A 23,714-nucleotide genomic window follows, 5' to 3' on the forward strand; every position below is an offset into this window, starting at 1 on the left:
GCCTTAAACCTCGACGACGCGCCGATGGTCCGCCGCGCAGCTCTCCATGTGGCGAACGAAGTGCGCCAGCCCCGGCACCTCGGCTTCTGCGGACTTGGCGGTGTCGTCCCAGCGCCGCAGCCGGACCGCGTCGCTCGCGAACGGCAGGGCCTCGAAGGCCCTGGCCTGCGCCTCGTCGAAGACGCCGCCCTGCAGCGCGAGGCTGCGCTTCGAGTCGGGCGACAGCGATTCCAGATAGCCGCCGACCCGCGCGCACAGGAAGCGCTTGGCATCCACGTGCAGCCGGATCGGCTCCAGCGTTGCCGGCCCGAAGAGCCCGCGCAGGAAGGGCAGGCAGCGGTACTGGTGCACGTCGTCCAGGCCTTGCTGCGTCGGCGTGCCGCCGAAGTCGTGCAGCAGGTGACCGAGGTCGTGCAGCAGCGCGGCCGTGATCAGGGCGCTGTCGGCGCCTTCCTGTTCGGCCAGGTGGGCCGATTGCAGCGCGTGCTCGAGCTGCGTCACGGCTTCGCCGTCGTATTGCGCTTGGCCCTTCGAATCGAAAAGGCCGACGATGTCCGGGATGGAGAGGCTCATGGTTACCAGGGCAGGGAGTAGGTCTTGCAGTTGGTGAAGCTCTTCATGGCCTCGAGCACGCCTTCCTTGTAGCCCAGGCCCGAGTCCTTGATGCCGCCGAAGGGTGTGAGTTCGAGGCGGTAGCCCGGCACTTCGCGCACGTTGACGCTGCCGACGTTGAGCTCGCGGATGAAGCGCGTGATGTAGTCCATGCGGTTCGTGCAGACGGCCGACGACAGGCCGTAGGCGGTGCCGTTGGAGATCCGGATCGCTTCGTCGATGGACTTGAAGCGGATCACGGGCGACACCGGCCCGAAGGTCTCGTGCCTCGCGACCCGCATCTCGGGGTCGACCCGGTCGAGCACGGTCGGCGAGTACAGCGCGCCGCGGCGCACGTTGCCGTACCGGAGTTTCGCGCCGGCCGCGATCGCTTCGTTCACCACCGCCTCGAACTGGATCGCCGCCGCCTCGTCGATCACGGTGCCCATGTCCATGGCCGGGTCCATCGGGTCGCCGTACTTCAGTGCCCGGGTCTTGGCCACCAGCAGTTCGACGAACTCGTCGGCCACGGCCTCGTGCACCAGCATGCGCTTGATGGCCGTGCAGCGCTGGCCGGAGTTCTTGTAGGAGCCGCTGGCCGCGAGCGTGGCGGCCTCCTCGACGTCGGCATCCTCCATCACGATGATCGGATCGTTGCCGCCCAGCTCGAGGATCTGCCGCTTGTAGACCGCCTTGCCGGCGATGTACTTGCCGATCGCGACACCGCCCGTGAAGGTCACGAGGTCGACGTCCTCGTGGGTCAGCATCTCGTCGGCGATCTCGCGCGGATCGCCGGTGATGACCGACAGCATCTGCGGCGGCAGCCCCGCTTCGTACAGGATGTCGGCCAGCACGAAGGCCGTGAGCGGCGTCTTCTCGCTCGGCTTGAGCACGATGCGGTTGTTGGTCGCGATGGCCGGCGCGACCTTGTGGATCACCTGGTTCAGCGGATGGTTGAAGGGCGTGATCGCCGTGATGACGCCCAGCAGCGGCTCGCGCATCGTGTAGACCTTGCGGCTCTTGCCGTGGTGCGTGAGGTCGCAGGAGAACACCTGGCCGTCGTCGACCAGCGCCTGGTTGGCGGCGAACAGCAGCACGTCGGAGGCGCGGCCCACCTCGTACAGCGAATCCTTGCGGCAGAGGCCGGATTCGAGCGTGATCGTGCGCGAGATCTCGTCGAGGCGCGAGGCGATGATCTCGCCCGCGCGCATCAGGATCCTGTAGCGCTCGTAGCGCGTGAGGGTCGGCTTGTAGTCGCGTGCGATGCGATAGGCGCGGCGCACGTCTTCCAGCGTGGCCTTCGGCACGGTGGCGATCACCTCGCCGGTGTAGGGGTAGCTGACCTCGATCACCTGGTCGCGGTAGACGCGCTCGCCGGCAATGCGCAGGGCTTCGCAGTGGATCTCGGCTGGCTTCGGCATGGGCTGGCTCATCGTGGGTGCTTCCGTGCGAACTTACTGGGCGTGGTTCAGGGCCAGGTCGAGGGCGTCGAAGTTGCGCAGCCGGCGGCTGCTCGCGATGCCTTCGACCGGCCGGTTGCAGATCAGCGGCACCCGCTGCTCCGACACCCCGCCATGCGAGCGCAGCGGCACTTCGAGCGCCGACAGGTCGTGCCGGCTGACCGAGGTGCCGATGACGGTGTCGCGCTCGCTCACGACGACGATGTCGCCGATGCGGTCCGGCGGGAGTTCGAAGCGCCGGGCGGCCTCCGCACGCGACAGCACCGACTCCATGCCGGGCAGTTCGCGCAGGCGCGGGATCCACTGCGCTGCGGTCGCCTCGTCGGGCGCGTAGACGGTGGCGAAGGAGCCCAGCGCGCCGTGGTGCACCACGTAGGGGTCGGTGATCGGCAGGATCACGCGCGCCTGGTCGACGCCGTACCAGCCGTCCAGCACGTCCTGCAGATAGATCACGTTGGGCTTGCCGTCGCTGCCGTGCTTGTCGTTCATGCCGTGGTCGGCGGTCAGCACGATGGTGGCGCCGAGCGCGTCGAGCTGCGCGAGGTAGCGGTCCATCATCGCGTAGAAGGCGTTCGCGGCCGGGCTGCCCGGCGCGGCCTTGTGCTGCACGTAGTCGGTGGTCGAGAGGTACATCAGGTCGGGGCGGCGCGTCTCCATCAGCTTGACGCCGGAGGCGAAGACGAACTCGGACAGCTCGGCGCTGTAGACCGAGGGCACCGGCATGCCGACCAGGTCGACCACGCCGTCGATGCCGTTCTCGGCCAGCGTCGCCTGGTCGGCCTTCTCGGACGAGAAGCAGATGCCCGTCATGCGATTGCCCAGCAGCTTGCGCAGCTTGTCCTTGGCGGTGACCACGGCCACCTTGGCGCCGGCGTCGGCGAAGGCAGCGAGAACGGTGCCGGCGCGCAGGTACTTGGGGTCGTTCATCATGACTTCCTCGCCGAGCTCGCGGTCGAAGAAGTAGTTGCCGCAGATGCCGTGCACCGCCGGTGGCGCACCGGTGACGATCGACAGGTTGTTGGGGTTGGTGAACGACGGCACCACGCAGTCGGCCAGCAGATTGGCACCGGTCTCGATCATGCGCGCCAGGTAAGGCGCGACACCGGCCGCCACGGCGGCGTCGAGGTAGGCGGGCTCGCAGCCGTCCACACAAACCACGACCACCGGACGGCTCATCCAGCGGTAGTTCCTGGCATTGACTTCAATGGTCCGCGATGTCATTTCAAGCTTCCTTGGTAGATGAAGGGGAGAGCGGGGCGCGCTGCGCCGCGTCGTTGCGGCCCAGCGCCCTGTGCATGCGCGCACGGCTGCCGGCGACGTGCTCGCGCATGACGCGGCCGGCGCGCTCGGGGTCGCCGGAGGCGATGGCCTCGACGATCTCCCGGTGTTCGTCGACCGACACGCGCAGCCCGCCGCCGCCGTCCAGGGCGCGCATCCGGAACAGCGACAGCTCCTTGATCAGGCGCTTGTAGGTCTCGATCAGCTTCTGGCTGCCCGCGGTGTCGAGCAGGATGTCGTGGAACTGCAGGTTGAGCTGCGCGTACTGCTCGAGGTCCTGGGCCTGGGCGGCCGACCGCATCGGCTCCAGCATGGCCTTGAGGCGGTCGAGCGCGTCCGGGGCGATCGCCCGCGTCACGCGGCGGCCGATGATCTCTTCCAGCGCTTCGCGCAGTTCGTAGATCTCGTCCGCTTCCTCGAAGGCGATCTCGCGCACGAAGACGCCGCGGTTTTTTTCGTTCCGCACCAGGCCGGCTTCTTCGAGCGCCCGCAGGGCCTCGCGAATCGGACCCCGGCTGGTGTTGAAGCGCAGCGCCAGCTCGCTCTCGTTGATGCGGCTGCCAACCGCGAGTTCGCCGGTCATGATGAGTCGCTCGATCTCTTCCTGCACCAGCATGGGAAGCGAGCTGGACTGCAGGAAGGCCAGGGCTGCGGTCGATTTGTTCGTGTCCATGGACGCCATTCTGCCCCTCGATTGAAAATTGTCAACGATTTTTAATTGACAGTCCTCAATCAACGATCTACATTGCCGTCACCGAAGCGCGAAAAGACGAACTCGGCAGTGACCCGTCCACACCCTCTCTCACGGAGAACACGATGAACACACACAAGAGCACGCGTCCCCTGGCAATGGCCCTGTGCGCCGCCGCACTGAGCCTCGCCGCCGGCGCGGCGCTGGCCCAGCGAACGCCCCTGCTGGTCTACACCGCCCTCGAGACCGACGCGATGAAGCTCTACAAGGATGGCTTCGAGAAGGCCAATCCGGACATCGAGGTGAAGTGGGTCCGCGACTCGACCGGCATCGTCACCGCCAAGCTGCTGGCCGAGAAGGCGAATCCGCAGGCCGACGTGGTTGCCGGCGTCGCCGCCAGCAGCCTCGCCCTGCTGGAGCAGGAGGGCATGCTCGCCGCCTACGAACCCAAGGGCTTCAAGGAACTCACGCCCGCCTACTCCGACACCAAGCGTCCGCCCACCTGGGTCGGCATGGATGTCTGGGCCGCCACCATCTGCTTCAACACGGTGGAAGCCCAGAAGCGCGGCCTGCCCAAGCCCGAGAGCTGGAAGGACCTGGCCAAGCCGATCTACAAGGGCGCCATCGTGATGCCGCATCCGGCCTCCAGCGGCACCGGCTACCTCGACGTGGCGGCGTGGCTCCAGATGTGGGGCGAGCCCGAGGGCTGGAAGTACATGGACGCCCTGCACGAGAACATCGCGCAGTACGTGCACTCGGGTTCCAAGCCCTGCAAGCAGGCCGGCGCCGGCGAGTTCCCGATCGGCATCTCCTTCGAGTTCCGCGCGCACCAGGTCAGGAAGTCCGGCGCACCGGTCGAGCTGATCTTCCCGAAGGAAGGACTGGGCTGGGACATCGAGGCCACGGGCATCATGAAGACCAGCAAGAAGATGGAGCAGGCCAAGCGCCTGGCCGACTGGATGGCCAGCAAGGAGGCCAACCAGATCACCTCCAACTGGTGGGCCATCGTGGCCTATCCGGGCGTGGCGAAGAAGCTCGAAGGCATTCCCGAGAACTACGAGAAGCTGCTGGCCAAGAACGACCTCAACTGGTCGGCGAAGAACCGCGAGCGGATCCTCGCGGAGTGGAGCAAGCGCTACGAAGGCAAGGCCGAAGCAAAATCGAACTAGACGCGGAGGCGCACCGAAAATGGATATGACCGCCGCCAAGTTCATCGCCGACGAACTGCAGGCCACCGCCGCCCTGGAGGTGGTCGGCATCCGCAAGGATTTCGAGTCCTTCAGCGCGCTGCGCGACGTGCACCTGCGGGTCAAGCCGGGCGAGATGCTGTGCTTTCTCGGCCCCTCGGGCTGCGGCAAGACCACGCTGCTGCGCATCATCGCGGGCCTGGAAACGCAGACATCCGGGCGCATCCTGCAGAACGGCCGCGATGTCTCGTGGCTGCCTCCCGACAAACGCGACTATGGCATCGTATTTCAGTCATACGCGCTGTTTCCGAACCTGACGATCGCCGACAACGTGGGTTACGGCCTGGTCAACGGCAAGGCGAAGAAGGCGGACATCAAGGCCCGCGTTGACGAACTGCTGACCCTGGTCGGCCTGCCGACTTCGGGCCAGAAGTACCCGAGCCAGCTCTCGGGCGGCCAGCAGCAGCGGGTCGCGCTGGCCCGTGCGCTGGCCACGCGGCCGGGCCTGCTGCTGCTCGACGAGCCGCTGTCGGCGCTCGACGCGCTCGAGCGCATCCGCCTGCGCGGCGAGATCCGCCGGCTGCAGAAGCAGGTCGGCATCACGACCATCATGGTCACGCACGACCAGGAAGAGGCGCTTTCGATGGCCGATCGCATCGTGGTCATGAACCACGGCGTGATCGAGCAGGTCGGCACGCCGATGGACATCTACGAGCGGCCGGCGACGCCTTTCGTCGCCGACTTCGTCGGCAAGGTCAACGTGCTGCGCGGCCATGCGCTGGGCGGCAACCTCTTTCGCGTCGGCGACATGGAACTGCAGTGCGACGCCTGCGACAGCGGCTTCGAGCCGGGCGACCCGGTCAATCTCTACCTGCGGCCGGAAGACCGCATTGCCGAGAACCTGGGGCCCGAAACGCCCAACCGCCTCAGCGCGCTGGTCACCAAGGTCGAGTTCCTCGGCGGGCTGTGCATCGCCGAAGTCACGGCCGACGCGCTGCACGGCCAGACCCTCGGCCTGCACTTCTCGCTCAATCAGCTGCACGACCTCGACATCCGCGAAGGCAACCGCATCGACATCGCCCTGCGCTCGAACCGCATCCGCGCCTTCTGCGAAAGGACGGCCAGTACCGCAGAGCGCAGCACGAAGGCCGCCCCATGAACACGCTGGCACGCGTCCAGGCCTGGCCGCCCGCGTGGCAGGGCCGCGGCGGCATGCGCTGGAGCCGCGACGAACTGATCGCGCGCGGCGTGCTGCTGCTCGTGATGGCGATGCTTTTCGTGTTCCTGATCGCGCCGCTGTTCACGATCCTGGTCAAGGCCGTGCTCGACAAGGACGGCCGATTCGTCGGCCTGACCCACTTCATCACCTACTTCCAGACGCCCAGCCTGTTGCGGGCCATGTGGAACTCGATCTGGGTCTCGACGGTGGTCGTGCTGATCTCGGTGCCCACCGCCTTCGTCTTCGCCTACGCGCTCACGCGCACCTGCCTGCCGGCGCCGGTCAAGGCCACCTTCCGCCTGATCGCGCTGATCCCGCTGCTGGCGCCTTCGCTGCTCTCGGCCATCTCATTCGTGCAGTGGTTCGGCAACCAGGGCGCGCTCAAGTTCCTGCTCGGCGGCGCGTCGATCTACGGCGCCCCCGGCATCATCCTGGCGGAGGTCTACAACACCTTCCCGCACGCGCTGATGATCCTCGTCACGGCGCTGTCGCTCGCGGACGGCCGCCTCTACGAAGCGGCAACGGCGCTGCGCACGCCCGGCTGGCGCCAGTTCACGACCATCACGCTGCCCTCGTGCAAGTACGGCCTGATCAGCGCCGCGACCGTGGTCTTCACCTACGTGGTGAGCGACTTCGGCGCGCCCAAGGTGATCGGCGGCAACTTCAACGTGCTGTCGGTGGACGTCTTCAAGCAGGTGGTCGGGCAGCACAACTTCTCGATGGGCGCGGTGGTCGGCATGCTGCTGCTGGTGCCCTCGATCATCTCCTTCGCGATCGACTACACGGTGCGCCGCAAGCTCAAGGCGCAGCTCACGGCGCGCTCGGTGCCGTACAGCCCGAAGCCGAACCGGCTCGGCGACACGCTGCTGGCAGGGTTCTGCGCGCTGGTCTGCCTGCTGCTGCTGGCCACGATCGGCATGGCGGTCTACACCTCGCTCATCAAGCTGTGGCCCTACGACCTGTCCTTCACGCTCAAGCACTATCACTTCGCGCTGGTGGAGAGCGACATGGCGGCGGCCTACACGAACAGCCTGATCCTCGCGATCTCCACCGCGGTCGGCGGCTCGCTGATCGTCTTCGTCGGCGCCTACCTGATCGAGAAGACGCGCAACCTCGGCCTGATGCGGCGGGCGATGCACCTCATGGCCGTGCTCTCGATGGCGGTGCCGGGCCTGGTGCTGGGCCTGGGCTACGTGATGTTCTTCAACCACCCGGCGAACCCGCTCAATTTCCTCTACCAGACGATGGCGATCCTGATCGTCTCGACCATCGTCCACTACTACACCTCGAGCCACCTCACTGCGATCACCGCGCTCAAGCAGATCGACAACGAATTCGAGGCCGTCTCGGCATCGCTCAAGGTGCCGTTCTTCAAGACCTTCGTGCGGGTCACGGTGCCGGTCTGCCTGCCGGCGATCCTGGACATCGGTCGCTATTTCTTCGTCGTCTCGATGGCCAGCCTCTCGTGCGCGATCTTCCTCTACTCGCCGGAGACCATCCTTGCCTCGGTCGCGATCATGCACCTGGACGAGGCCGGCGACATCGGTCCCGCGGCGGCGCTCGCGAGCCTGATCGTCGCCACCTCGACCGTGGTCTGCATCGCCTACTCGCTGCTCACGCGCGTGATGCTCGCCCGCACCCAGGCCTGGCGCCAGCTGCGCCGGACCTGAACCCCATCTCCCCCGCATCGCATCCTGATCTTTCCTCACCTGGAGACACCATGAGCCAAGCCTCCCACCCGATTCTTCTCACGCCCGGTCCGCTGACCACGTCCGACCGCACCCGGGCCGCGATGTTGCGCGACTGGGGATCATGGGATTCGGATTTCAACCAGATCACCGCGCGCATCCGCCAGCAGGTGCTGCGGATCGTGCACGGGGAGGGCACGCACGAATGCGTTCCGCTGCAGGGCAGCGGCACCTTCTCGGTCGAGGCGGCCATCGGCACCGTGGTGCCGCGCGGCGGCCACGTGCTGGTGCCGAACAACGGCGCCTACTGCCAGCGCATCGCGCGCATCTGCAAGGTGCTCGGCCGCCAGCTGACCACGATCGACTACACCGAGGACAGGCAGGTGTCGGCGGCCGACGTGGACCGCGCGCTGGCGGCGGACCCGACGATCACGCACGTCGCGCTGGTCCACTGCGAGACCGGGACCGGCGTCCTCAATCCGCTGCACGAGATCGCGCTGGTGGTGGCCAGGCACGGCCGCGGATTGATCGTCGATGCGATGAGCTCCTTCGGCGCGCTCGAGATCGATGCGCGCAAGACGCCCTTCGATGCCGTGGTCGCGGCTTCCGGCAAGTGCCTCGAGGGCGTGCCCGGCATGGGCTTCGTCATCGTCCGGCGCAGCACGCTCGAAAAGTGCGAGGGCAATTCGCATTCGCTCGCGATGGATCTGCACGACCAGTGGGTCTACATGGGCAAGACGACCCAGTGGCGATTCACGCCGCCGACCCACGTGGTGGCGGCACTCGACGAGGCCATCACGCAGTACTTCGAGGAGGGCGGCCTCGAGGCTCGCGGCGGCCGCTACGCACGCAATTGCGATGCATTGATCTCGGGACTGGCCGCGCTGGGTTTTCGCACCTACCTCGATGCGGCGATCCAGGCGCCGATCATCGTGACCTTCCACGCGCCGGACGACCCGAAGTACGACTTCAAGACCTTCTACCAGGAGGTGAAGAAGCGCGGCTACATCCTCTACCCGGGCAAGCTGACGCAGGTGGAGACCTTCCGCGTCGGCTGCATGGGGCATTTCGGCGAGGCCGGCATTCCCGGCGCCGTCGCCGCCGTGGCGGAGACGCTGAAGGCGATGGGGATCCGGCAGGTGTCGGCCGCGGCCCTGGCTTAAGGCCGCCGCTGCCTCAGACCTCGATGATCTGATTCAGCGTTTCGCAGGCCGCCTCGAAGACCGACGGCGGCACTTGCTTCCAGGGATGTGCCTTGGCTCTGCGCAGCCGCCAGTCGAAGGATTTGGGTTGATGGGCGAGCACGTAGCTATGCACGTCCTTGGGCCCGCTGAAGCGGATGGCGAAGGGATTGGTGTCGTTGTATGAGGCCGTCGTCATCGGCAAGCCGATCACGAGGCTGGTGCGATCGTTGAACGCCTTGGGCGAGAGCACCAGCATGGGGTGCATGTCCTTCATTTCCCGGCCGACCTGCGGATTGAAGTCGATCCAGATGACGTCCCTGCGATCGGGAACCCACGGCGCCGGCTTCGGCATCAGAAGCGCTCGGCGCCCAGGCGTTCCGTCGCCATGACTTCTCCGCCGTGCCTGGACGGCTCGAATGCCTTCAGTTTCTGGGCCAGGGACAACTTGGGTTCGCCAGCGACACGCAGAAAGATGCCGCCCTCGACGACTTCGACGGTGATCGGCATGCCCCGCGCCAGCCGTGCCGCCCGGGCGACCGGCGCAGTCAGGCGCACGGCCAGCCCGTTGCCCCATTCCTGCACGGTCTGCTCGGCTTTGACGTTGATGTTGACGGCGGGCATCGGAACTCCATTCATCTGGATCGCGTACTCTACCTTCGCGGCCTTGTTGTGTCAACATGTTGAAACGTCTGCGCCGGGACACCCGCCTTGCTGACGATCGTCATCTCGCGATCGTTGGCGGTGACCTCGAACAGCGACAGCAGTTCCTGGCCGAGCAGGGCGGTCGACGACTTGCTGTCCAGCGGCCCGACGACCACCGTGGCCTGCGGAACCCGGAACGGCCCGAAGGTTGCCGGCACCCCCTGGATGCGCCGCCCCTCGATCACGCCGCCGCGGGTCTGCACATGGGCCGGCGCGCCACCGATCAGATTGGCGCGCGCCGCGAAGTCCTCGGTGACGACGACGCCGGCGTCCACGGTCGCGCCCTTGTCGATCACGAATTGCACCGGGAAGCCGTTGACCGAGCCGCGGATCCAGAAGCGGCCGTCTTCGCCGATCGGAACCGTGATCTGCCGGCTGCCGTCGATGGCGATGTCCTGCGATTTGGCACTGCCGCCCGCGGGGTCGACCAGCACGCAGCCGCTGGATTTGAGCTGCGACTGGCTGCTCCCCGGCGGCATGTTGGTGTAGGTCTTGCCGCATTTGAAGATCGGCTCGGCGGCGGCCGCCGACGGCAGCGCCAGAACGCAGGCGGCCAGGGCCGCACAGCCCGCGAGATGGCGCAGCATGGGGATCGTTGCTTCGGACATGGGATACCTCGCATGAGACGACAAGGCGAACGATGCCGCCGCCGGGGGGCTTCGCGGCGTCAGCCGAAGCCGCCGGCAGCCGAGCGGTCGGCTGGAAGCGCCCGGCGGCGGCGAATCAGCAGCTGACCCCGCCATCGATCACGAGGCTCTGGCCGGTCATGAAGGCGCCGGCCTGCGAGGCGAGGAACACCGCTGCGCCGGCGATCTCGTCGGGCTCGCCGATGCGCCGCAGCGGCGTGCTGGCGGTGCGGCGCTGCAGGTTCTCGGGATCGTCCCAGAGCGCCCGCGCGAAGTCGGTCTTGATGAGTCCGGGCGCGATGCAGTTGACCCGCACGTTGTGCGGGCCGTACTCGACCGCGAGATTGCGCGCCAGCTGGAAGTCGGCCGCCTTCGAGATGTTGTAGGCACCGATCACCGGCGAGCCGCGCAGGCCGCCGATCGACGACACGATGATGATCGAGCCTTCCTTGCGCTCGATCATCTGCGGCACGGCGAAATTGATCAGCCAGTGGTTGGCGATCACGTTGTTCTCGAGGATCTTGCGGAACTGGTCGTCCTCGATGCTGCCCAGCGGGCCGAAATGAGGGTTCGACGCCGCGTTGCAGACCACGACGTCGATCCGCCCGAGCTGCTCGTTGGTCTGGTCGACCAGGTGCTTGAGTTCGTGCTTCGACGAAATGTTGGCGGGGATGGAAATGGCCGCGCCGTCGCCCTGCGCGCGGTTGATCTCGTCGCGGACTGCGGCGCAGGCATCGGCCTTGCGCGAGGAGATCACGACCCTGGCGCCGTGCTCGGCCAGCCGATGCGCGATCGCGCGGCCGATGCCGCGCGACGAACCCGTGACGATGGCGACCTTGCCGGCCAGCGAAAACAATGACATGGATGCCTCCTTCAACGCGACCGGCCGATCATGCACGCAGGCGCAGCAGCTGCGCCTCCAGCAGATCGACCGCAGCCTTCAGCGCCGATGCGCTGCCGATGTCCAGCGCCGCCAGCGGACGCAGCCCCGCCAGGGCGCTCACGTAGGCGAAGTCGGGCGGCCCGAGGCCCAGGAATTGCGCATAGGCCGCCTCCGGCGCGCTGCGCAGCAGCAGCACCTCGATCATGGCCAGGTCGGCCCAGGCCCAGTAGTCGCCGCGGCGCGGGCCCGCCACCTGCTCGCGGATGACAGCGGCGGCCCGGTCGAACTCGGTCGCCAGCTGCAGCGCGGCGATGCCGTCCAGCGCCAGCGGCTGGTCGGCCTGCAGCGCTTTCGGCGCCAGCAGCAAGCGCGCGATCAGCCGGTTGACCAGGTTGTAGGAATTGGAGATGCCGTAGCGCGGATCGCTCTCGTAGCCATGGCCGGCGTCGTAGGCCAGCACCGCCAGCTTGAGGTGCGCGATGCGGTCCTCGCCCTCGAGCTCGTCGGCCCAACGGCGCTCGATGCCGCCGGTCAGCCCGAAACAGTCGCAAAGCTCCGCTGCGCTCCTTGCCGCCAGTTCGGGCAGCGGCGCCTGGACCGCCTCCTCGCCCAGCGCGATGGCCTCCCTGAGCGACGCGAGCGCCCGGGGGTAGCCCTTGATCCCGCGGTCGCGCTGGTTCTTGGCGCTGGTCTTCAGCTCTCGAATGCGCTCCAGTTCTGGGGTCATGGTGCGGCTCCGTCCAGGTCGTCGAGTTCGTCGAGCACTTCGAATATCTGATCGCGCATCGCCTTGAGGTGAGCGCCGGCGGGCGCGGGAAGCCCGAACTGCAACACGTCGTTGCCCAGCTTGCGCAGCGCCGCGCGCAGGCCGGGATCGCTCGCCCATTGCTCTTTGGGGTGACGCTGCGACAGGTAGCACCAGGCCGCGATCCAGCGCTCCTTGATGCTGTGGTCCAGATCCTTGCCGTAGCCTGCGTTGGCCGAGTAGAGCAGCGGCGAGCGGCCGCCCGCCTGCGGGTCCTTGCCGAAGGGCGACTCGATGGTGGAACGCAGCAGGTCGTGCGGTTCGATCGTGATGTGCTCCTGCTTCCAGTCGAAGTGATCGCGGCAGGTGCGGAAGGTGGCGTCGTGCGGCAACGCGGTCGCGGCCACCGGAGCGGGCTGCTGGCGCACGATCGCATCGTGCACGCCGAGTGCCGCCGCGATCGCCTCGTCATCGGCGACCGGGTCCTCGGGCGCGGCCCGATAGAGCGCGGGCGACCACAGGGCCTCCATGCGCTGCAGCTGGACCAGCGCGCCAGGGGCGGCCGCGGCTTCGTGCGCGCTCTGCTCGATCAGCACGACCGCGTCCATGTCGGAGCAGGCGAGGCGGACACCGAACTCGAAAAACACGTTGGCGCGCCAGCCGGTCCAGTCGACCAGGCAGGTGCGGGCCCAGCGGATGCCCTCGTACAGGGCCTGGCCGACCAGCCGCGGCGATGCCATGTCGAGCATCCGGGCGACCTCGCCGTCCGGATAGTGGGCCAGCACCGAGTTCGACAGGCGCAGCCAGTTGTCCTCGTGCTCCTTGCCGAAGGAGCACAGCATCAGGACCCGGTCGAGCGCGCTTCGACCCTCGACATCGGTCGACGGAAAGGGGCAGCGAACCGCGTCGTAGGCCGGCAGATCGAGGTAGGCGGGCTGCGCCGCGAGTTCCTGCCAGCCGCGCTTGATCGCGGCCGGAATCGCGACCAGGGGATGGCGCACATCCTTGGGCGGGTAGCCGCTGCCGTGGTGGATGAGCCGGGTCTCCTGGATGTTGAACGGCAGCCGCGACAGCTGGTCGTGGGTCAGCACGTCGGCCACGCTGGTCAAGGTGATGCCGCGGTGCACGACCGCGCGCACCCCCAGGGCCAGCATGACGGCGGGCTCGAAGCCGGTGGCATCGAAGACTGCGACCGGCGCCAGGCACAGGGCCCTGACGAATCGCAGCCAGTGCCCCGGCGATTCCAGGGCGTCCGCGATCCGGACCCTGACCGCAGCGGGTTCGAAGCGGACACCGGTCGCGGCCTCCAGCGCCTTCGCCTCCTTGGTGAGTGCGCCGTCGACCCAGTCGGCCAGGCCGGTCTTGCTCTTCTTTCTCTCGGCCTCCACCACCAGCACCCAGGTGCCCGCCGGCAAAGGATCGAGCCAGGGCTTGGACAGGGCGAGGCGAAAGCCGTGATTCAGCAGCAGAAGGCTGGCCGGCACGGCAGCCAGCCGTCCGCCCTGGAAGCTCTTCGGCACCTCCTTCACCAGGCCTGCCAGCCGGTCGCCGACGAACACCGGCGCGCCCGAGATGCCGGCCCATTCGTCTGCCGGCGGCGGCGCATCCACGGTGAGCTCGAGCTCGCGCGCGCCCTGGCCGCCGCCACCGAGCGCTTGCAGCTTGCCGCCCAGGCCGACCGTCTTCCAGGCGATCTTGCCGGCCTGGTCGACGCTGCCGGCCTTCGGGTAGGCGCTCGAGTGCCACACGGCGTCGTCTTCGAAGGCGGCTTCGACCCAGTTCACCTCGGCCAGCTCGGCCAGGGGCGCCTCCAGGCGAAGCAGCACGGCGTCGAGGGCAGCGTCGCGCCACACGGGCTGCAGCTGGACCGCGAGCCATTGGGCCGGGTCGTCGGTGCGCACCTCGAGCCGGGTGAGCTCGAGCTCGGGAACGACATGGCTCGCGGTCAGCACCAGGCCGGCCGTGAGCAGGTACCCGGTGCCTATGCTGTACGACTCGCCCTGCGCGCCTGTCGATGTGGCCTTGACGAGCACGAGGCGTTCGCGCGCGAGGCCGGCCACGTGGTCAATCTCCGGACGGCGCCTGCCGGGTGGTCGAGGAGACCCTGAGGCGGGCTCCCGTGGCCGGGTCCATCGGCGTGAGCGTCAGCTTGAAGGTGTGGGCCGCATCGCGCCCGGCCTCGACATTGGCGCCCGCCTTGACCACCCAGAAGGCGATGCCGCCTTCGGCCTTCGCCTTCCTCGACACCGCCACCTTGAGTTCGAGCTCGACCTTCTCGATGTCGAACTGCACGGTCTTCTTCGAGCCCGACTCCAGCGAGGCCTGAAGTTCGCTGCGGAGGTTCTCGAGCATCTCGGCAAGCCCGATGTCCGATCCTTCGGCGGGCGGCTTGTTGTCGGCCATGGCGATTTTCCCAGTCGGGGTGGAACCTCGACGCTTGTACACCGGTTGGGCCTGCCAGCACAAGACGCCCCCGCTTGAGCGACCAGGATGCCTCCGCCTCGGCCGAAGGCGGGACTCGTCAGCCCGGAATGTCCGGCTCGACCAGCTGGGCCAGCGCGATCAGCGACTCCTGCCAGCCCAGGTAGCACATCTCGACCGGAATCACTTCGGGGATGCCTTCCTGGACGATGGACAGGTCGGTGCCGCAGGACACGGGGGTCAGCGTCACGCTGGTCTTCATGGTGCCGGGCAGGTTGGGGTCGTCGAAGGCCGCGTCGTAGGCGATGCGCCGGCCGGGGCTCAGTTCCAGGTATTTGCCGCCGAACGAATGGCTGTGGCCGGTGCCGAAATTGGTGAAGGACATGCGCCAGGCGCCCCCGACCACGGCCTCCATGGCGTGGACCTGGCCGGTGAATCCGAAGGGCGGCAGCCAGCGCTCGAAAGCCCTGGGTTCGATGAAGGCGCGATAGAGGCGGTCCGGGGTGGTGCGCAGCACGCGGTGCAGGCGGACGGTATTGGTCGACATGGATGTGTTCTCCTGATGTGCAGAGGATGACCCTCAGTGGCACGTCGAACGAGCCTGCGGGAAATCGACATTCCGCAAGATACGGGACAACCCTTGGTCTGGCCGACCGCCCTCAGGCCTCGATCGCGTTCAACGCGAGCCCCCGGCGCTGGCGAAAGCGGGCCCGCAGCAGGGCCGTCGAGCACCACAGCAGCGCGACGTTCGCGGCCAGCCCCAGGCAGACGACGACGGCAGCGCGATCCGCGAAGCCCGGGCCGAAATCCAGCAGCAGCAGCAGGAAGGTCCAGGGCAGGGCACACAGGATCGCGAGGGTCAGCAGGAGCCCCTGCTCCGAGGGCCGCAGCGCCGCCGCGCCCAGCGCGACCGCGAGTGCCGAGAAGGCGCCCGGGAGCCACCATGCGTGGCGATAGATGAGCGGCAGGCGAGGGCTGGACATGGAGAAATTGTGGGGCGCGCCGGCTTGCGAAGCCTGCGCAATTTCACACACAAAAGGGGAGTCGCGGTGTTTGTCGTTTCGCCCCCACACGCGGGGTCGCTCGACGGTGCCGGAAACGGCCGGCTCGGCGCTGCGGCAGAATTCGCCTCAAGGCGAACGCTCGTGTTCGATCTCGGTGGAGTGGCTGATGGCTGTATTGCTGAGCGAAATCAAATGGGGCGACCCGGTCCTGCCGGCGACCCACGATCTGGAGTGGGAAGCCGAGCTGAAACGCCGCGGCGCCCAGATCCTGGAGGTCGACCGCCGGGTCGCACCGAACCGCTGGCTGCGCGAGGCAGCCTACGAGGCAACCAACTACGTGCCGATCGCCCTGTCGGAGCGCCTGCACCGCATGGGCAACATGGTGACGGCACAGGAGAACGCCTGCCGCTACTGCTACGGCGCGAACCGCGCCTACATGAAGGTGCTGGGCTATTCGGAATCCTTCATCCAGCAAGTCGAACGCGACGTCCAGACGGCCGAGCTGGACGCCAAGGAACGCGCCTACATCGCCTTCTGCCGGAGCCTCGCGCGCTCGCGGCCGCGCCCGGCCGCGGCCGAACGCACGGCCCTGCTCGAACTCGGCTACACCCCGGACCAGATCGGCGAGATCGCCTTCGCGATCTCGATCGGGTGCTTCTACAACCGCGTCAGCACCCTGCTGGCCGTGCCGTCGGAACAGAAGTTCGAGCGCATGGCCAGCGGGCCGTTCCGGTGGGTGCTCCAGCTCGCGCTGCCGCTGATGAAGAAGTTCGGGCCACGCAGGCCGGTGCAGGCGGCGCCGGATCGGGCCGCCTTGGCCGCCGGCCCCTTCGGCATGGTGGCGGCGCCGCTGGCCGGCCTGCGCGCGGGCGCCGTCATGAAGGCGGCGCTCGACGGCGCGTTCGAGTCGGGCCGGCTGAGCCGCAGCGCGAAGCTGCTGATGTTCGCCGTGGTCGCGCGCACCCTCGGCTGCCCGCATTGCGAAGCCGACGCGAACCGGTTGCTGGCCGAAGAGGGGCTGCGCCCGGCGGAGATCGAGAGCGCCATCGCGACGCTGCACTGCCCCCGCCTGGCGCAGCGCGAAGCCGGGCTGCTGGCCTGGGCGCGCGACACCGTCTACTACGAACCTTCGTCGATCCAGCAAAAGACGCGCGCGCTCGGTGCCGAACTGGGCGACGCCGACGCCTTGCTCGAAGCCATCGGCGTGGCATCCCTGGCGAACGGGACCGTCCGGCTGGCCATGCTGCTGGAATGACGGCGCTGGCCTGGGTCCTTGCCGGGGTCGGGGCGATCGTCCTCTCGGGCCTGGCGGCGCTGGTGCTGCGCAGCCGGCGCCAGGCCGACCAGCTCGAGAGCCTGCTGCTGGCCGCCGACGAAAGACTGGAGCGGCTGCAACGCCAGTTCGAGCGCTTCGTGCCGGCCGACGTGGTGGAGCGGCTGACCCGCACCGGTGACGCCTTCACGCCCGAACGACGCCAGGTGACGATGCTGTTCGCCGACCTGCGCGGCTTCACCGCCCTGTGCGATCGGCTCGACCCCGCGGTCACGGTGAACATCCTGAACGACTACTTCCGCCACATGACGGCGGCCATCGCCCACCACCACGGGCACGTCACGGAGTTCGTGGGCGATGGCCTGCTGGCCCTGTTCGGTGCCATGGAATCCAACCCCTGGCAGGCGCGGGACGCCGTGCTGGCCGGCGTGGAAATGCGCGCGGCGCTGGCGCGCTACAACGCCACCCTGCGCGAGCAGGGCCTGCCCGAACTGCGCTTCGGCGTCGGCATCCACGGCGGGGAAGTGGTGGCGGGCGTGATCGGCACTGCCGGGCTGTCGAAGTTCAGCGTGACCGGCGACCCGATCAACGTCGCCTCCCGGGTCGAGGGCTTGACCAGCACGTACCAGGTCGATCTGCTGATCACGGAAGACATCCGCCGCACGGTCGGTGACCAGTTCCGCCTGCGCCCCATGCCGCCGGCAAGCGTCAAGGGCAAGGCGGAGCCGATCCAGACCTACTACGTGGAACCGGGCGAGTGAGTAGACCCCTGGCGCGCTTGAACTGCACCCGGCCATGACCTAGGCTTGCCCGACAACCTGACGGAGACCGGCATGACCATCCCGACCACAGGCCCATTCCCTCACCTGATCGGCAACTTCCAGCCCCTTGTCGAATGGCAGGCGGCCTGGCTCGACGGCCTGATGCAGGCCCAGAAGTTGCAACTCGAAATGCTCAGTGCCTGGCGCAGCCCGCTGGCCTTGAATCAGGAGCTGTTCGACCAATGGATCGCGCATTTCGGCGGCGGTGTTCCGATCGACGGCTAGCAGCGGCCGCGCGGTGACAATCGACGGTTCCGCTCAAGACCCCGCACCGATGCCTGCCGCCTCCTACCTGCTGCTCTCGCTCACCGACCCTCGACCGCCGGCCAGCGACCCGCCTTGTCTCAACAGCGCGGGCCGATGGGCGTTCCACGGGTCGGCGCAGTCTCCGCTGCTGGCCTGGCGAGCCGAGGATGGTGCCGCTGCGCAAGCTGCCGCCGAGCGCGCATCCAGGGCCCGCGGCCGCGCGGTCCAGGCGTTGCCGCGAGCCGACGCCTCCTGGCTGGAAGGGCGCGAGATCCTGATCTTCAGCGAGCTCTTGGAACCCGCGCTTCTGGGCTGCGCGCCGCACAGTGCGGCGAAGGCCCGCCGTCTGCGCAACGAGGCCGACAAGCTCGAAGCCTTCAGCATGGTCGTTCGCGCGGCCTCGGAGGCGGCCGATCACGACGCATTCACCGAAGTGAGCCGTGCCGCCACCACCGCGCTGCGCGCGAAGTTCGGCGGCGGCTCGATCACGTCGGCCTTTGCGTGGCTGGCCGGCCGCTTCGGACAGGAGGCGCTGGAGAGCGTGCTGACAGGGGAGGTGGACCTGGAAGGACCGCTTTCAGTCCAGCAGGTCGTCGCGGCCGTGACGCTGGCAAGGCGTGCCGAACTGCATGGCGCGGGCGCTTGAGGACGTCGGACCGCGGCGCGCCTAGGCGCACTTCGGCGCGCAGACGAGGTGGTTCTTGCCGAGGAAGCGCCGCGAAGCCATCGAGGTGCGCAGGACGAACTTGCCGCACTTGAAGCACGACATCATCGATTCGGCGCGCGGGGTGGTGATGATGGAGCCTGGCGCCTTCTTGAGGTAGCGCAGGCCATCCTGGGTGAGTTGGGTGTCCGACATAAGGGGCCATATTTTACCCGGGAACAATTAGACACGCGATGCATCCGGGCACTGGCACGCACGAATAGAGTCTCGTCCCTTCAGTCCTGCGGCACATACATGTAGCCGGCGTTGCGCACCGTGCGGATGCAACGCGGCTCGTGCGCCGGCTCGGGCTCGACCTTGCGGCGCAGCCGGCCGATGCGGATGTCGATCGAACGGTCGAAGGGTTCCCACTCCCGGTTGCGCGTGTGCATCAGCAGCTGGTCGCGCGACAGCACGCGGTTCGGGTTGGCCAGGAACACGCGAAGCAGTTCGAACTCCATCGCCGTCATCGCCACTTCGGCGCCGTCGGCCTCGAACAGGCGGCGCGCGTCGACGTCCAGCTCGCAGCGGCCGAAGCGCTGGCGCGAGCCTGCGGGCACGGCCGGCGTCGCCGCGCCGGCCGGGGGCTTGGCCTGCAGGCGGCGCAGCACGCTCTTCACCCGCGCCAGCAGCTCGCGCGGATCGAAGGGCTTGGCGATGTAGTCGTCGGCCCCGACCTCCAGGCCGACGACACGGTCGATGACGTCGCCCGATGCGGTGACCATGATGATTCCCAGGTCGTAGCGTTCACGCAGGTACTTGGCCAGGCTCAGGCCGTCCTCGCCGGGCAGCCTGATGTCCAGCAGCACGGCGTCGGGCAATTCGCGCTCGATGCATTCGCGCATCTGCACGCCGCTCCCGGCTTCCGCCACGGTGAAGGCGTGCGCTTCGAAGTACTCGCGCAGCATCGCGCGCACCGACGGGTCATCGTCGACGATGAGCAGGCGGGACAGCGCGTCCATGGCGCGATTTTGCGCCAAGGGCCCGGAATTCAGCCAACGGCACCGCGCCAGATTCGAGGCCGGCCCGGGGTCCTACCCCCGGTCCGGGCGCGATCGGAGCGGCAGCAGCCTCGCGTGGACCGCGAGGAAATCCTCGACCGCGTCTTCCATGCGGGCGATCGCCTCGTCGTCCAGCGGCAGGGACAGCACGATGAAGCCGCGCGGGGAGGCGTAGATGCCCCGGGCCAGCAGGTGGAAGAAGAAGAGCCTGCGCAGTCGCGCGTCGACTGCCTCCAGGTCTTCGGGCCGCAGGATCTCGCCGTCGGCAAAGTGCGCGTTCATGACCGACCCGACGCCGGTGAACTGCAGCGCCACGCCAGCCTGCGCACAGCGGGCGTTGAGCCGCTCCCGCAGCGCCGTGCCTCGGGCCGCCAGGGCGCCGGCCGCCTCCGGCGTGAACAGCCGCGTCAGGCCGGCGTGCCCCGCCGCCATGGTGACCACGTTGTTGTTGAAGGTGCCGGAATGGGCCAGCGGACCGCTGCGCGGGTCGAACAGCGCCATGATGTCCTGGCGACCTCCGAAGGCGCCGAAGGGCATGCCGCCGCCGATGTACTTGCCCAGCGTGGTCAGGTCCGGCCGGATGCCGTGCAGCGCAGCCAGCCCGTGCGGGGCCAGCCGGGAGGTCATCACCTCGTCGAGGATCAGCAAGGCGCCGGCCTTCTCGGTCTCCGTGCGCAAGGCCTGCAGAAAGCCCGGCAGCGCCGGGATACAGCCGCTCGCGCCCAGCATCGGCTCGACCAGCACGGCCGCGATCTCCGGTCCTTCGCGCGCGAAGGCGGCGCCAAGGCTCTGCGCATCGTTGTAGGGCAAGACCAGGAAGTCGAAGGGCACGGTGGTCGGCGAGGGCTGCGCGCCGAAGCCCAGCACGCCGCCGTGGTAGCCGCCCGAAAACACGACGATCCGCTTGCGCCCGGTGAAGCGCAGCGCCGCCGTGATGGCCATCAGATTGGCTTCGGTGCCCGAATTGGTGAAGCGCACCCGCTCGACCTGGGGAAAGCGTTCGCAGATCAGCTGCGCGAGCCGGCCTTCGCGCAGGTTGTGGCCGGTGAGGTTGATGCCGCCCTCCATGGCCTCCATCACCGCCTGCCGGATCTCGGGTGCCGAGTGGCCGTACACCCCCGCCGTGTACTCGGCGATGAAGTCGTCATAGCGATGGCCGTCGACGTCCCAGAGCACGGCGCCCTCGCCGCGCGCCATCGTGAGGGGGAAGGGCGCATAGAACAGCACCGAGCGGCTGTTGGCACCCGGCAGGAAGCGCGCGTTCGTGTCGAAGCACTCGCGGCTGGCCGGGTTGGACGCGGTGAATGTATCGAGCAATGCGGCCAGTGCCGAGTCCAGGTCTTGAGTGGCGGGGGTCATGGTTCGTGTTTCGGGGGACATGGTTCTCCTAGACCACCGAAGTGGCGGGGCCGCCCGCAAAGCCGGGCTCGCGCCAGTTCGCGGGCGGCGGCGCGGTGACGATCGAGTCCAGCGCCGGCTGCGGCATCCGCAGGGCCGCCAGGTCGGGGCGGGGGCGCCGCAACGCAGGATACCCGGCGAAGGCCTGTTCCATGGCGAGGGCGGCCGACAGCACCTGCAGGTCACCCCGGAACGGGCCGACGACCTGGAGGCCGAAGGGCATGCCCCTGGCGTCGGTGCCGCAGGGCAGCGCCAGCGAAGGATGGGTGGTCAGCGTGGTGACGTAGGTCAGCGCCAGCCAGCGGTAGTAGTTGGACTGCGTCTTGCCGTCGACCACCCGCGCGTAAGGCTGCGTCCACGGGAAGGGCGACACCGGCGTGGTCGGCGCCAGCACCAGGTCGTAGTCGGCGAAGGTGGCCTGGAAGCGCTGCAGGATGCGGGTCTGCTCGGCCTGCGCCCAGGCGCTGTCGAGCAGGGTCATGCTGGCGCCGAGCTCGTAGTTGGCGCGCGGGTTCTCGCCCAGGCTGGCGGGGTCTTTGTCGTAGGCCTCGCGCATGCCGGCGACGAAAGCCTCGGCGCGCAGCACGTCGAAGCAGCGGTGCACCTCGCCGAGCTCGAAGCGCACCTCGTCGCAGCGGGCGAAGAGGTGCCGCATCGCCGCGATCCGGGCGGCGAAGGTGGCGCGGATGTCGGGGTCGACATCGCAGCTGCCGAAGTCGGTGGTCCAGGCCACGCGCAAGCGGCCCAGCTCGGCGGCACGCGGCTTCAGGAAAACCAGCGGATCGAGCGGATGGCTGAGCGGATCGCCGGCATGCATGCCGGCGGTGGCGGCCAGCTGCAGGCAGGCGTCCTCGACCGTGCGGCCCATGGGGCCGACGACCGAGATCGGCGTCCATCCCAGGAGCTTGCGCACGCTCGGCACCACGCCGGGCGAGGGGCGAAAGCCGACCACGCCGCACTTCGAGGCCGGAATGCGAAGCGAGCCGCCGGTGTCCGAGCCGGTGCACACGGGAAGCATGTCGCAGGCCAGGGCGGCGGCCGAGCCGCCGGAGGAACCGCCGGCGTTCAGGTTGGGATCGAAGGGATTGCCGGTGGCGCCCCACACCGGGTTGCGCGAATTCGCCCCGGCGCCCATTTCGGGCACGTTGGTCTTGCCGGCCACGATGGCCCCGGCGCGACGCAGCCGGGCCACCAGTTCGATGTCCTGGGCCGGCACGTGGCCACGGAAGGCCGGCGAGCCGAAGGTGGTCAGCAGGCCGGCGGTGGGTTCCAGGTCCTTCACGCCCAGCGGCAGCCCGTGCAGCAGGCCCAGCGGCTCGCCCTTCAGGACCGCCCGCTCGGCGGCGCGGGCCTCCTCGCGCGCGCGGTCGAAACAGGTCGCCGTGACGGCGTTGACGAACGGGTTGACCGCCTCGATGCGCTCGATGCAGGCCTCCAGCAATTCGACCGGCGAGATTTGCCGGCTGCCGATCATCTGCCGCAGCGCGACGGCGGAATGCTCGACCAGGGCGGGGCGGGCGGCGTTGTTGCTCATCGGCTCACTCCGGCTGGATGTTGGCGCGCACGGCAATGGCGCGCATCAGCGGCAGTTCGGCCTCGAGGTGCGCGGCCGCCTTGGCCGAATCGACGAAGCGAGCCTCCACGCCCTGGTCGGCGAAGCCCTTGCGCACGGCCGGATCGGCGATCGTTTCGGCCAATGCCTTTTCGAGCTTCGCATGCACCGCGGGCGGCAGGCCGCGCGGCGCCACCACCATGCCCCAGCTGTCGAGCACCGCGGCCGGATAGCCCGACTCCGCGAAGGTGGGCACCGCGGGCAGCAGCGGCGAGCGGTTCATCGTCGTGATCGCGATCGCCTTGACCTTGCCGGCCTTGATCTGGGGCAGGGCGGCGGTCACGGTGTCGAACGAGAACGGCACCTGTCCGCCGATCAGGTCCGTCATGGCCGGGCCGCTGCCCTTGTAGGGCACGTGCATCAGCTTGACGCCGATCGCCTGCAGCGCCATCTCGGCCGCGAAGTGCGAGCTGGTGCCGGAGCCGAAGGAGGCATAGGCGTACTTGTCGGGCGCCGCCTTGGCGGCTGCCGCCAGTTCCTTCACGTTGTTCACGGGTACGGCTGGATTGGCCAGCATGACCAGCCCGACCCGGCTGACGATGCCGATCGGCTCGAAGCGCTTGATCGGGTCGTAGGGCAGCGACTTGCGGATCGCCGGGTTGAGGGTGTAGGTGGAGGCCGAGCTCATCAGCAGCGTGTAGCCGTCGGGCTTGGCATTGGCGACGAAGGCGGCGCCGATGGCCGTGCCGGCGCCGGGCCGGTTGTCGATGACGACGCTCTGGCCCAGCTTCTCGCCCAGCTTCAGGGCCAGCAGCCGGCCCTGGGCATCGCCGCCACCGCCCGGCGGGAAGGGCACGACCATCGTGATGGGTCGCGTGGGAAAGCTGTCCTCCGCCACTGCGGCGGCGGAGAGTCCGAAGGCGCTGAAGGCGCCGAGGGCGGCAAGCCCGAAAGTACGCAGGGAGAGGGTGTGCATGGCGGCGGGGTGGGGAGTGTTGGCGGGGCGAGACCTCATCGTAGGAAGATGAAACCTTCCCAGCA

General features: G+C 68.4%; 26 protein-coding genes. 8 read left to right on the forward strand and 18 right to left on the reverse strand.

Annotated features, from left to right (window positions below; translation table 11 throughout):
• Positions 1–3 precede the first annotated feature (3 nt).
• Genes QTI45_RS30955 through QTI45_RS30970 form a run of 4 tightly spaced genes read right to left on the reverse strand, consistent with a single transcriptional unit; the run spans position 4 to position 4,002 of the window.
• Positions 4–573, reverse strand: a complete 570-nt coding sequence (locus tag QTI45_RS30955) for a phosphonate degradation HD-domain oxygenase (protein WP_286657069.1) — start codon at positions 571–573, stop codon at positions 4–6.
• Positions 574–575: 2 nt separating this feature from the next.
• A complete protein-coding gene (gene phnY / locus QTI45_RS30960) occupies positions 576–2,012 on the reverse strand; it encodes a phosphonoacetaldehyde dehydrogenase (protein ID WP_444813330.1) in 1,437 nt (478 codons plus the stop codon).
• Between the two features lie 33 nt (positions 2,013–2,045).
• A complete protein-coding gene (gene phnA / locus QTI45_RS30965; RefSeq protein WP_286657071.1) occupies positions 2,046–3,272 on the reverse strand; it encodes a phosphonoacetate hydrolase in 1,227 nt (408 codons plus the stop codon).
• Between the two features lies 1 nt (position 3,273).
• Positions 3,274–4,002 (reverse strand): phosphonate utilization associated transcriptional regulator, encoded by a 729-nt coding sequence (locus QTI45_RS30970; protein ID WP_286373615.1) that lies wholly within the window; start codon positions 4,000–4,002, stop codon positions 3,274–3,276.
• Positions 4,003–4,145: 143 nt separating this feature from the next.
• Between QTI45_RS30970 and QTI45_RS30975 the strand changes: the two genes are divergently transcribed.
• The 4 genes from QTI45_RS30975 to QTI45_RS30990 are packed head-to-tail and all read left to right on the forward strand — an operon-like array spanning position 4,146 to position 9,277.
• Positions 4,146–5,189: a putative 2-aminoethylphosphonate ABC transporter substrate-binding protein gene (locus tag QTI45_RS30975; protein WP_286657072.1), complete on the forward strand. Its 1,044-nt coding sequence runs from the start codon at positions 4,146–4,148 to the stop codon at positions 5,187–5,189.
• Positions 5,190–5,208: 19 nt separating this feature from the next.
• Positions 5,209–6,366, forward strand: a complete 1,158-nt coding sequence (locus QTI45_RS30980; RefSeq protein WP_286657073.1) for a putative 2-aminoethylphosphonate ABC transporter ATP-binding protein — start codon at positions 5,209–5,211, stop codon at positions 6,364–6,366.
• On the forward strand, positions 6,363–8,096 hold the full coding sequence (locus QTI45_RS30985) for a putative 2-aminoethylphosphonate ABC transporter permease subunit (RefSeq protein ID WP_286657074.1): 1,734 nt from the start codon (positions 6,363–6,365) through the stop codon (positions 8,094–8,096). The genes QTI45_RS30980 and QTI45_RS30985 overlap by 4 nt, the downstream gene beginning before the upstream one ends.
• Positions 8,097–8,146: 50 nt before the next feature.
• The gene (locus QTI45_RS30990; RefSeq protein WP_286657075.1) at positions 8,147–9,277 is read left to right on the forward strand and encodes a 2-aminoethylphosphonate--pyruvate transaminase; all 1,131 of its coding nucleotides are present in this window, start codon (positions 8,147–8,149) and stop codon (positions 9,275–9,277) included.
• A gap of 13 nt (positions 9,278–9,290) precedes the next feature.
• On the opposite strand, the gene QTI45_RS30995 is transcribed toward QTI45_RS30990, so the two are convergent.
• The 9 genes from QTI45_RS30995 to QTI45_RS31035 form a co-directional block, all read right to left on the reverse strand.
• Positions 9,291–9,650 carry a type II toxin-antitoxin system PemK/MazF family toxin gene (locus QTI45_RS30995; RefSeq protein WP_286657076.1) on the reverse strand — a complete coding sequence of 120 codons (360 nt, stop codon included), beginning with the start codon at positions 9,648–9,650 and terminating at the stop codon, positions 9,291–9,293.
• Complete coding sequence (locus tag QTI45_RS31000; RefSeq protein ID WP_286657077.1) at positions 9,650–9,919, reverse strand: AbrB/MazE/SpoVT family DNA-binding domain-containing protein; 270 nt, start codon at positions 9,917–9,919, stop codon at positions 9,650–9,652. The genes QTI45_RS30995 and QTI45_RS31000 overlap by 1 nt, the downstream gene beginning before the upstream one ends.
• Before the next feature lie 29 nt (positions 9,920–9,948).
• On the reverse strand, positions 9,949–10,608 hold the full coding sequence (locus QTI45_RS31005; protein WP_286657078.1) for a retropepsin-like aspartic protease family protein: 660 nt from the start codon (positions 10,606–10,608) through the stop codon (positions 9,949–9,951).
• A 115-nt stretch (positions 10,609–10,723) separates the two neighbouring features.
• Entirely contained in the window at positions 10,724–11,488 is a 765-nt protein-coding gene (locus QTI45_RS31010; protein ID WP_286657079.1) for an SDR family oxidoreductase, read from the reverse strand.
• Between the two features lie 28 nt (positions 11,489–11,516).
• Complete coding sequence (locus tag QTI45_RS31015) at positions 11,517–12,236, reverse strand: hypothetical protein (protein ID WP_286657080.1); 720 nt, start codon at positions 12,234–12,236, stop codon at positions 11,517–11,519.
• Complete coding sequence (locus tag QTI45_RS31020; protein WP_286657081.1) at positions 12,233–14,314, reverse strand: S1 family serine peptidase; 2,082 nt, start codon at positions 14,312–14,314, stop codon at positions 12,233–12,235. The genes QTI45_RS31015 and QTI45_RS31020 overlap by 4 nt, the downstream gene beginning before the upstream one ends.
• A 4-nt stretch (positions 14,315–14,318) precedes the next feature.
• Positions 14,319–14,657: a trypco2 family protein gene (locus tag QTI45_RS31025; protein ID WP_286373606.1), complete on the reverse strand. Its 339-nt coding sequence runs from the start codon at positions 14,655–14,657 to the stop codon at positions 14,319–14,321.
• A gap of 118 nt (positions 14,658–14,775) precedes the next feature.
• Positions 14,776–15,222 carry an SRPBCC family protein gene (locus QTI45_RS31030; protein WP_286657082.1) on the reverse strand — a complete coding sequence of 149 codons (447 nt, stop codon included), beginning with the start codon at positions 15,220–15,222 and terminating at the stop codon, positions 14,776–14,778.
• 112 nt (positions 15,223–15,334) lie between these two features.
• Positions 15,335–15,658 (reverse strand): hypothetical protein, encoded by a 324-nt coding sequence (locus QTI45_RS31035; RefSeq protein WP_286657083.1) that lies wholly within the window; start codon positions 15,656–15,658, stop codon positions 15,335–15,337.
• Between the two features lie 187 nt (positions 15,659–15,845).
• Here QTI45_RS31035 and QTI45_RS31040 point away from each other — a divergent pair, with 187 nt between their 5' ends.
• The 4 genes from QTI45_RS31040 to QTI45_RS31055 are packed head-to-tail and all read left to right on the forward strand — an operon-like array spanning position 15,846 to position 18,665.
• Positions 15,846–16,934, forward strand: coding sequence for a carboxymuconolactone decarboxylase family protein (locus QTI45_RS31040; protein ID WP_286657084.1), 1,089 nt, complete (start codon positions 15,846–15,848; stop codon positions 16,932–16,934).
• Positions 16,931–17,713: an adenylate/guanylate cyclase domain-containing protein gene (locus QTI45_RS31045; protein ID WP_286657085.1), complete on the forward strand. Its 783-nt coding sequence runs from the start codon at positions 16,931–16,933 to the stop codon at positions 17,711–17,713. The genes QTI45_RS31040 and QTI45_RS31045 overlap by 4 nt, the downstream gene beginning before the upstream one ends.
• A 45-nt stretch (positions 17,714–17,758) precedes the next feature.
• Complete coding sequence (locus tag QTI45_RS31050) at positions 17,759–17,998, forward strand: hypothetical protein (RefSeq protein WP_286657086.1); 240 nt, start codon at positions 17,759–17,761, stop codon at positions 17,996–17,998.
• 49 nt (positions 17,999–18,047) lie between these two features.
• Complete coding sequence (locus tag QTI45_RS31055) at positions 18,048–18,665, forward strand: hypothetical protein (RefSeq protein WP_286657087.1); 618 nt, start codon at positions 18,048–18,050, stop codon at positions 18,663–18,665.
• 21 nt (positions 18,666–18,686) lie between these two features.
• Here the strand turns inward: QTI45_RS31055 and QTI45_RS31060 are convergent, their stop codons facing one another.
• The 5 genes from QTI45_RS31060 to QTI45_RS31080 all read right to left on the reverse strand — a co-directional run bounded on the left by QTI45_RS31060 (position 18,687) and on the right by QTI45_RS31080 (position 23,649).
• Positions 18,687–18,878 carry a hypothetical protein gene (locus QTI45_RS31060; protein WP_286373599.1) on the reverse strand — a complete coding sequence of 64 codons (192 nt, stop codon included), beginning with the start codon at positions 18,876–18,878 and terminating at the stop codon, positions 18,687–18,689.
• An 80-nt stretch (positions 18,879–18,958) separates the two neighbouring features.
• Entirely contained in the window at positions 18,959–19,684 is a 726-nt protein-coding gene (locus tag QTI45_RS31065) for a response regulator (RefSeq protein WP_286657088.1), read from the reverse strand.
• Between the two features lie 72 nt (positions 19,685–19,756).
• Positions 19,757–21,082 carry an aspartate aminotransferase family protein gene (locus QTI45_RS31070; RefSeq protein WP_286657089.1) on the reverse strand — a complete coding sequence of 442 codons (1,326 nt, stop codon included), beginning with the start codon at positions 21,080–21,082 and terminating at the stop codon, positions 19,757–19,759.
• Between the two features lie 28 nt (positions 21,083–21,110).
• Complete coding sequence (locus QTI45_RS31075) at positions 21,111–22,655, reverse strand: amidase (RefSeq protein WP_286657090.1); 1,545 nt, start codon at positions 22,653–22,655, stop codon at positions 21,111–21,113.
• 4 nt (positions 22,656–22,659) lie between these two features.
• Positions 22,660–23,649: a Bug family tripartite tricarboxylate transporter substrate binding protein gene (locus QTI45_RS31080; RefSeq protein WP_286657091.1), complete on the reverse strand. Its 990-nt coding sequence runs from the start codon at positions 23,647–23,649 to the stop codon at positions 22,660–22,662.
• Positions 23,650–23,714: the final 65 nt, after the last annotated feature.

The sequence above is a fragment of the Variovorax saccharolyticus genome (assembly GCF_030316765.1).
GTDB classification, from domain to species: domain Bacteria; phylum Pseudomonadota; class Gammaproteobacteria; order Burkholderiales; family Burkholderiaceae_C; genus Variovorax; species Variovorax saccharolyticus.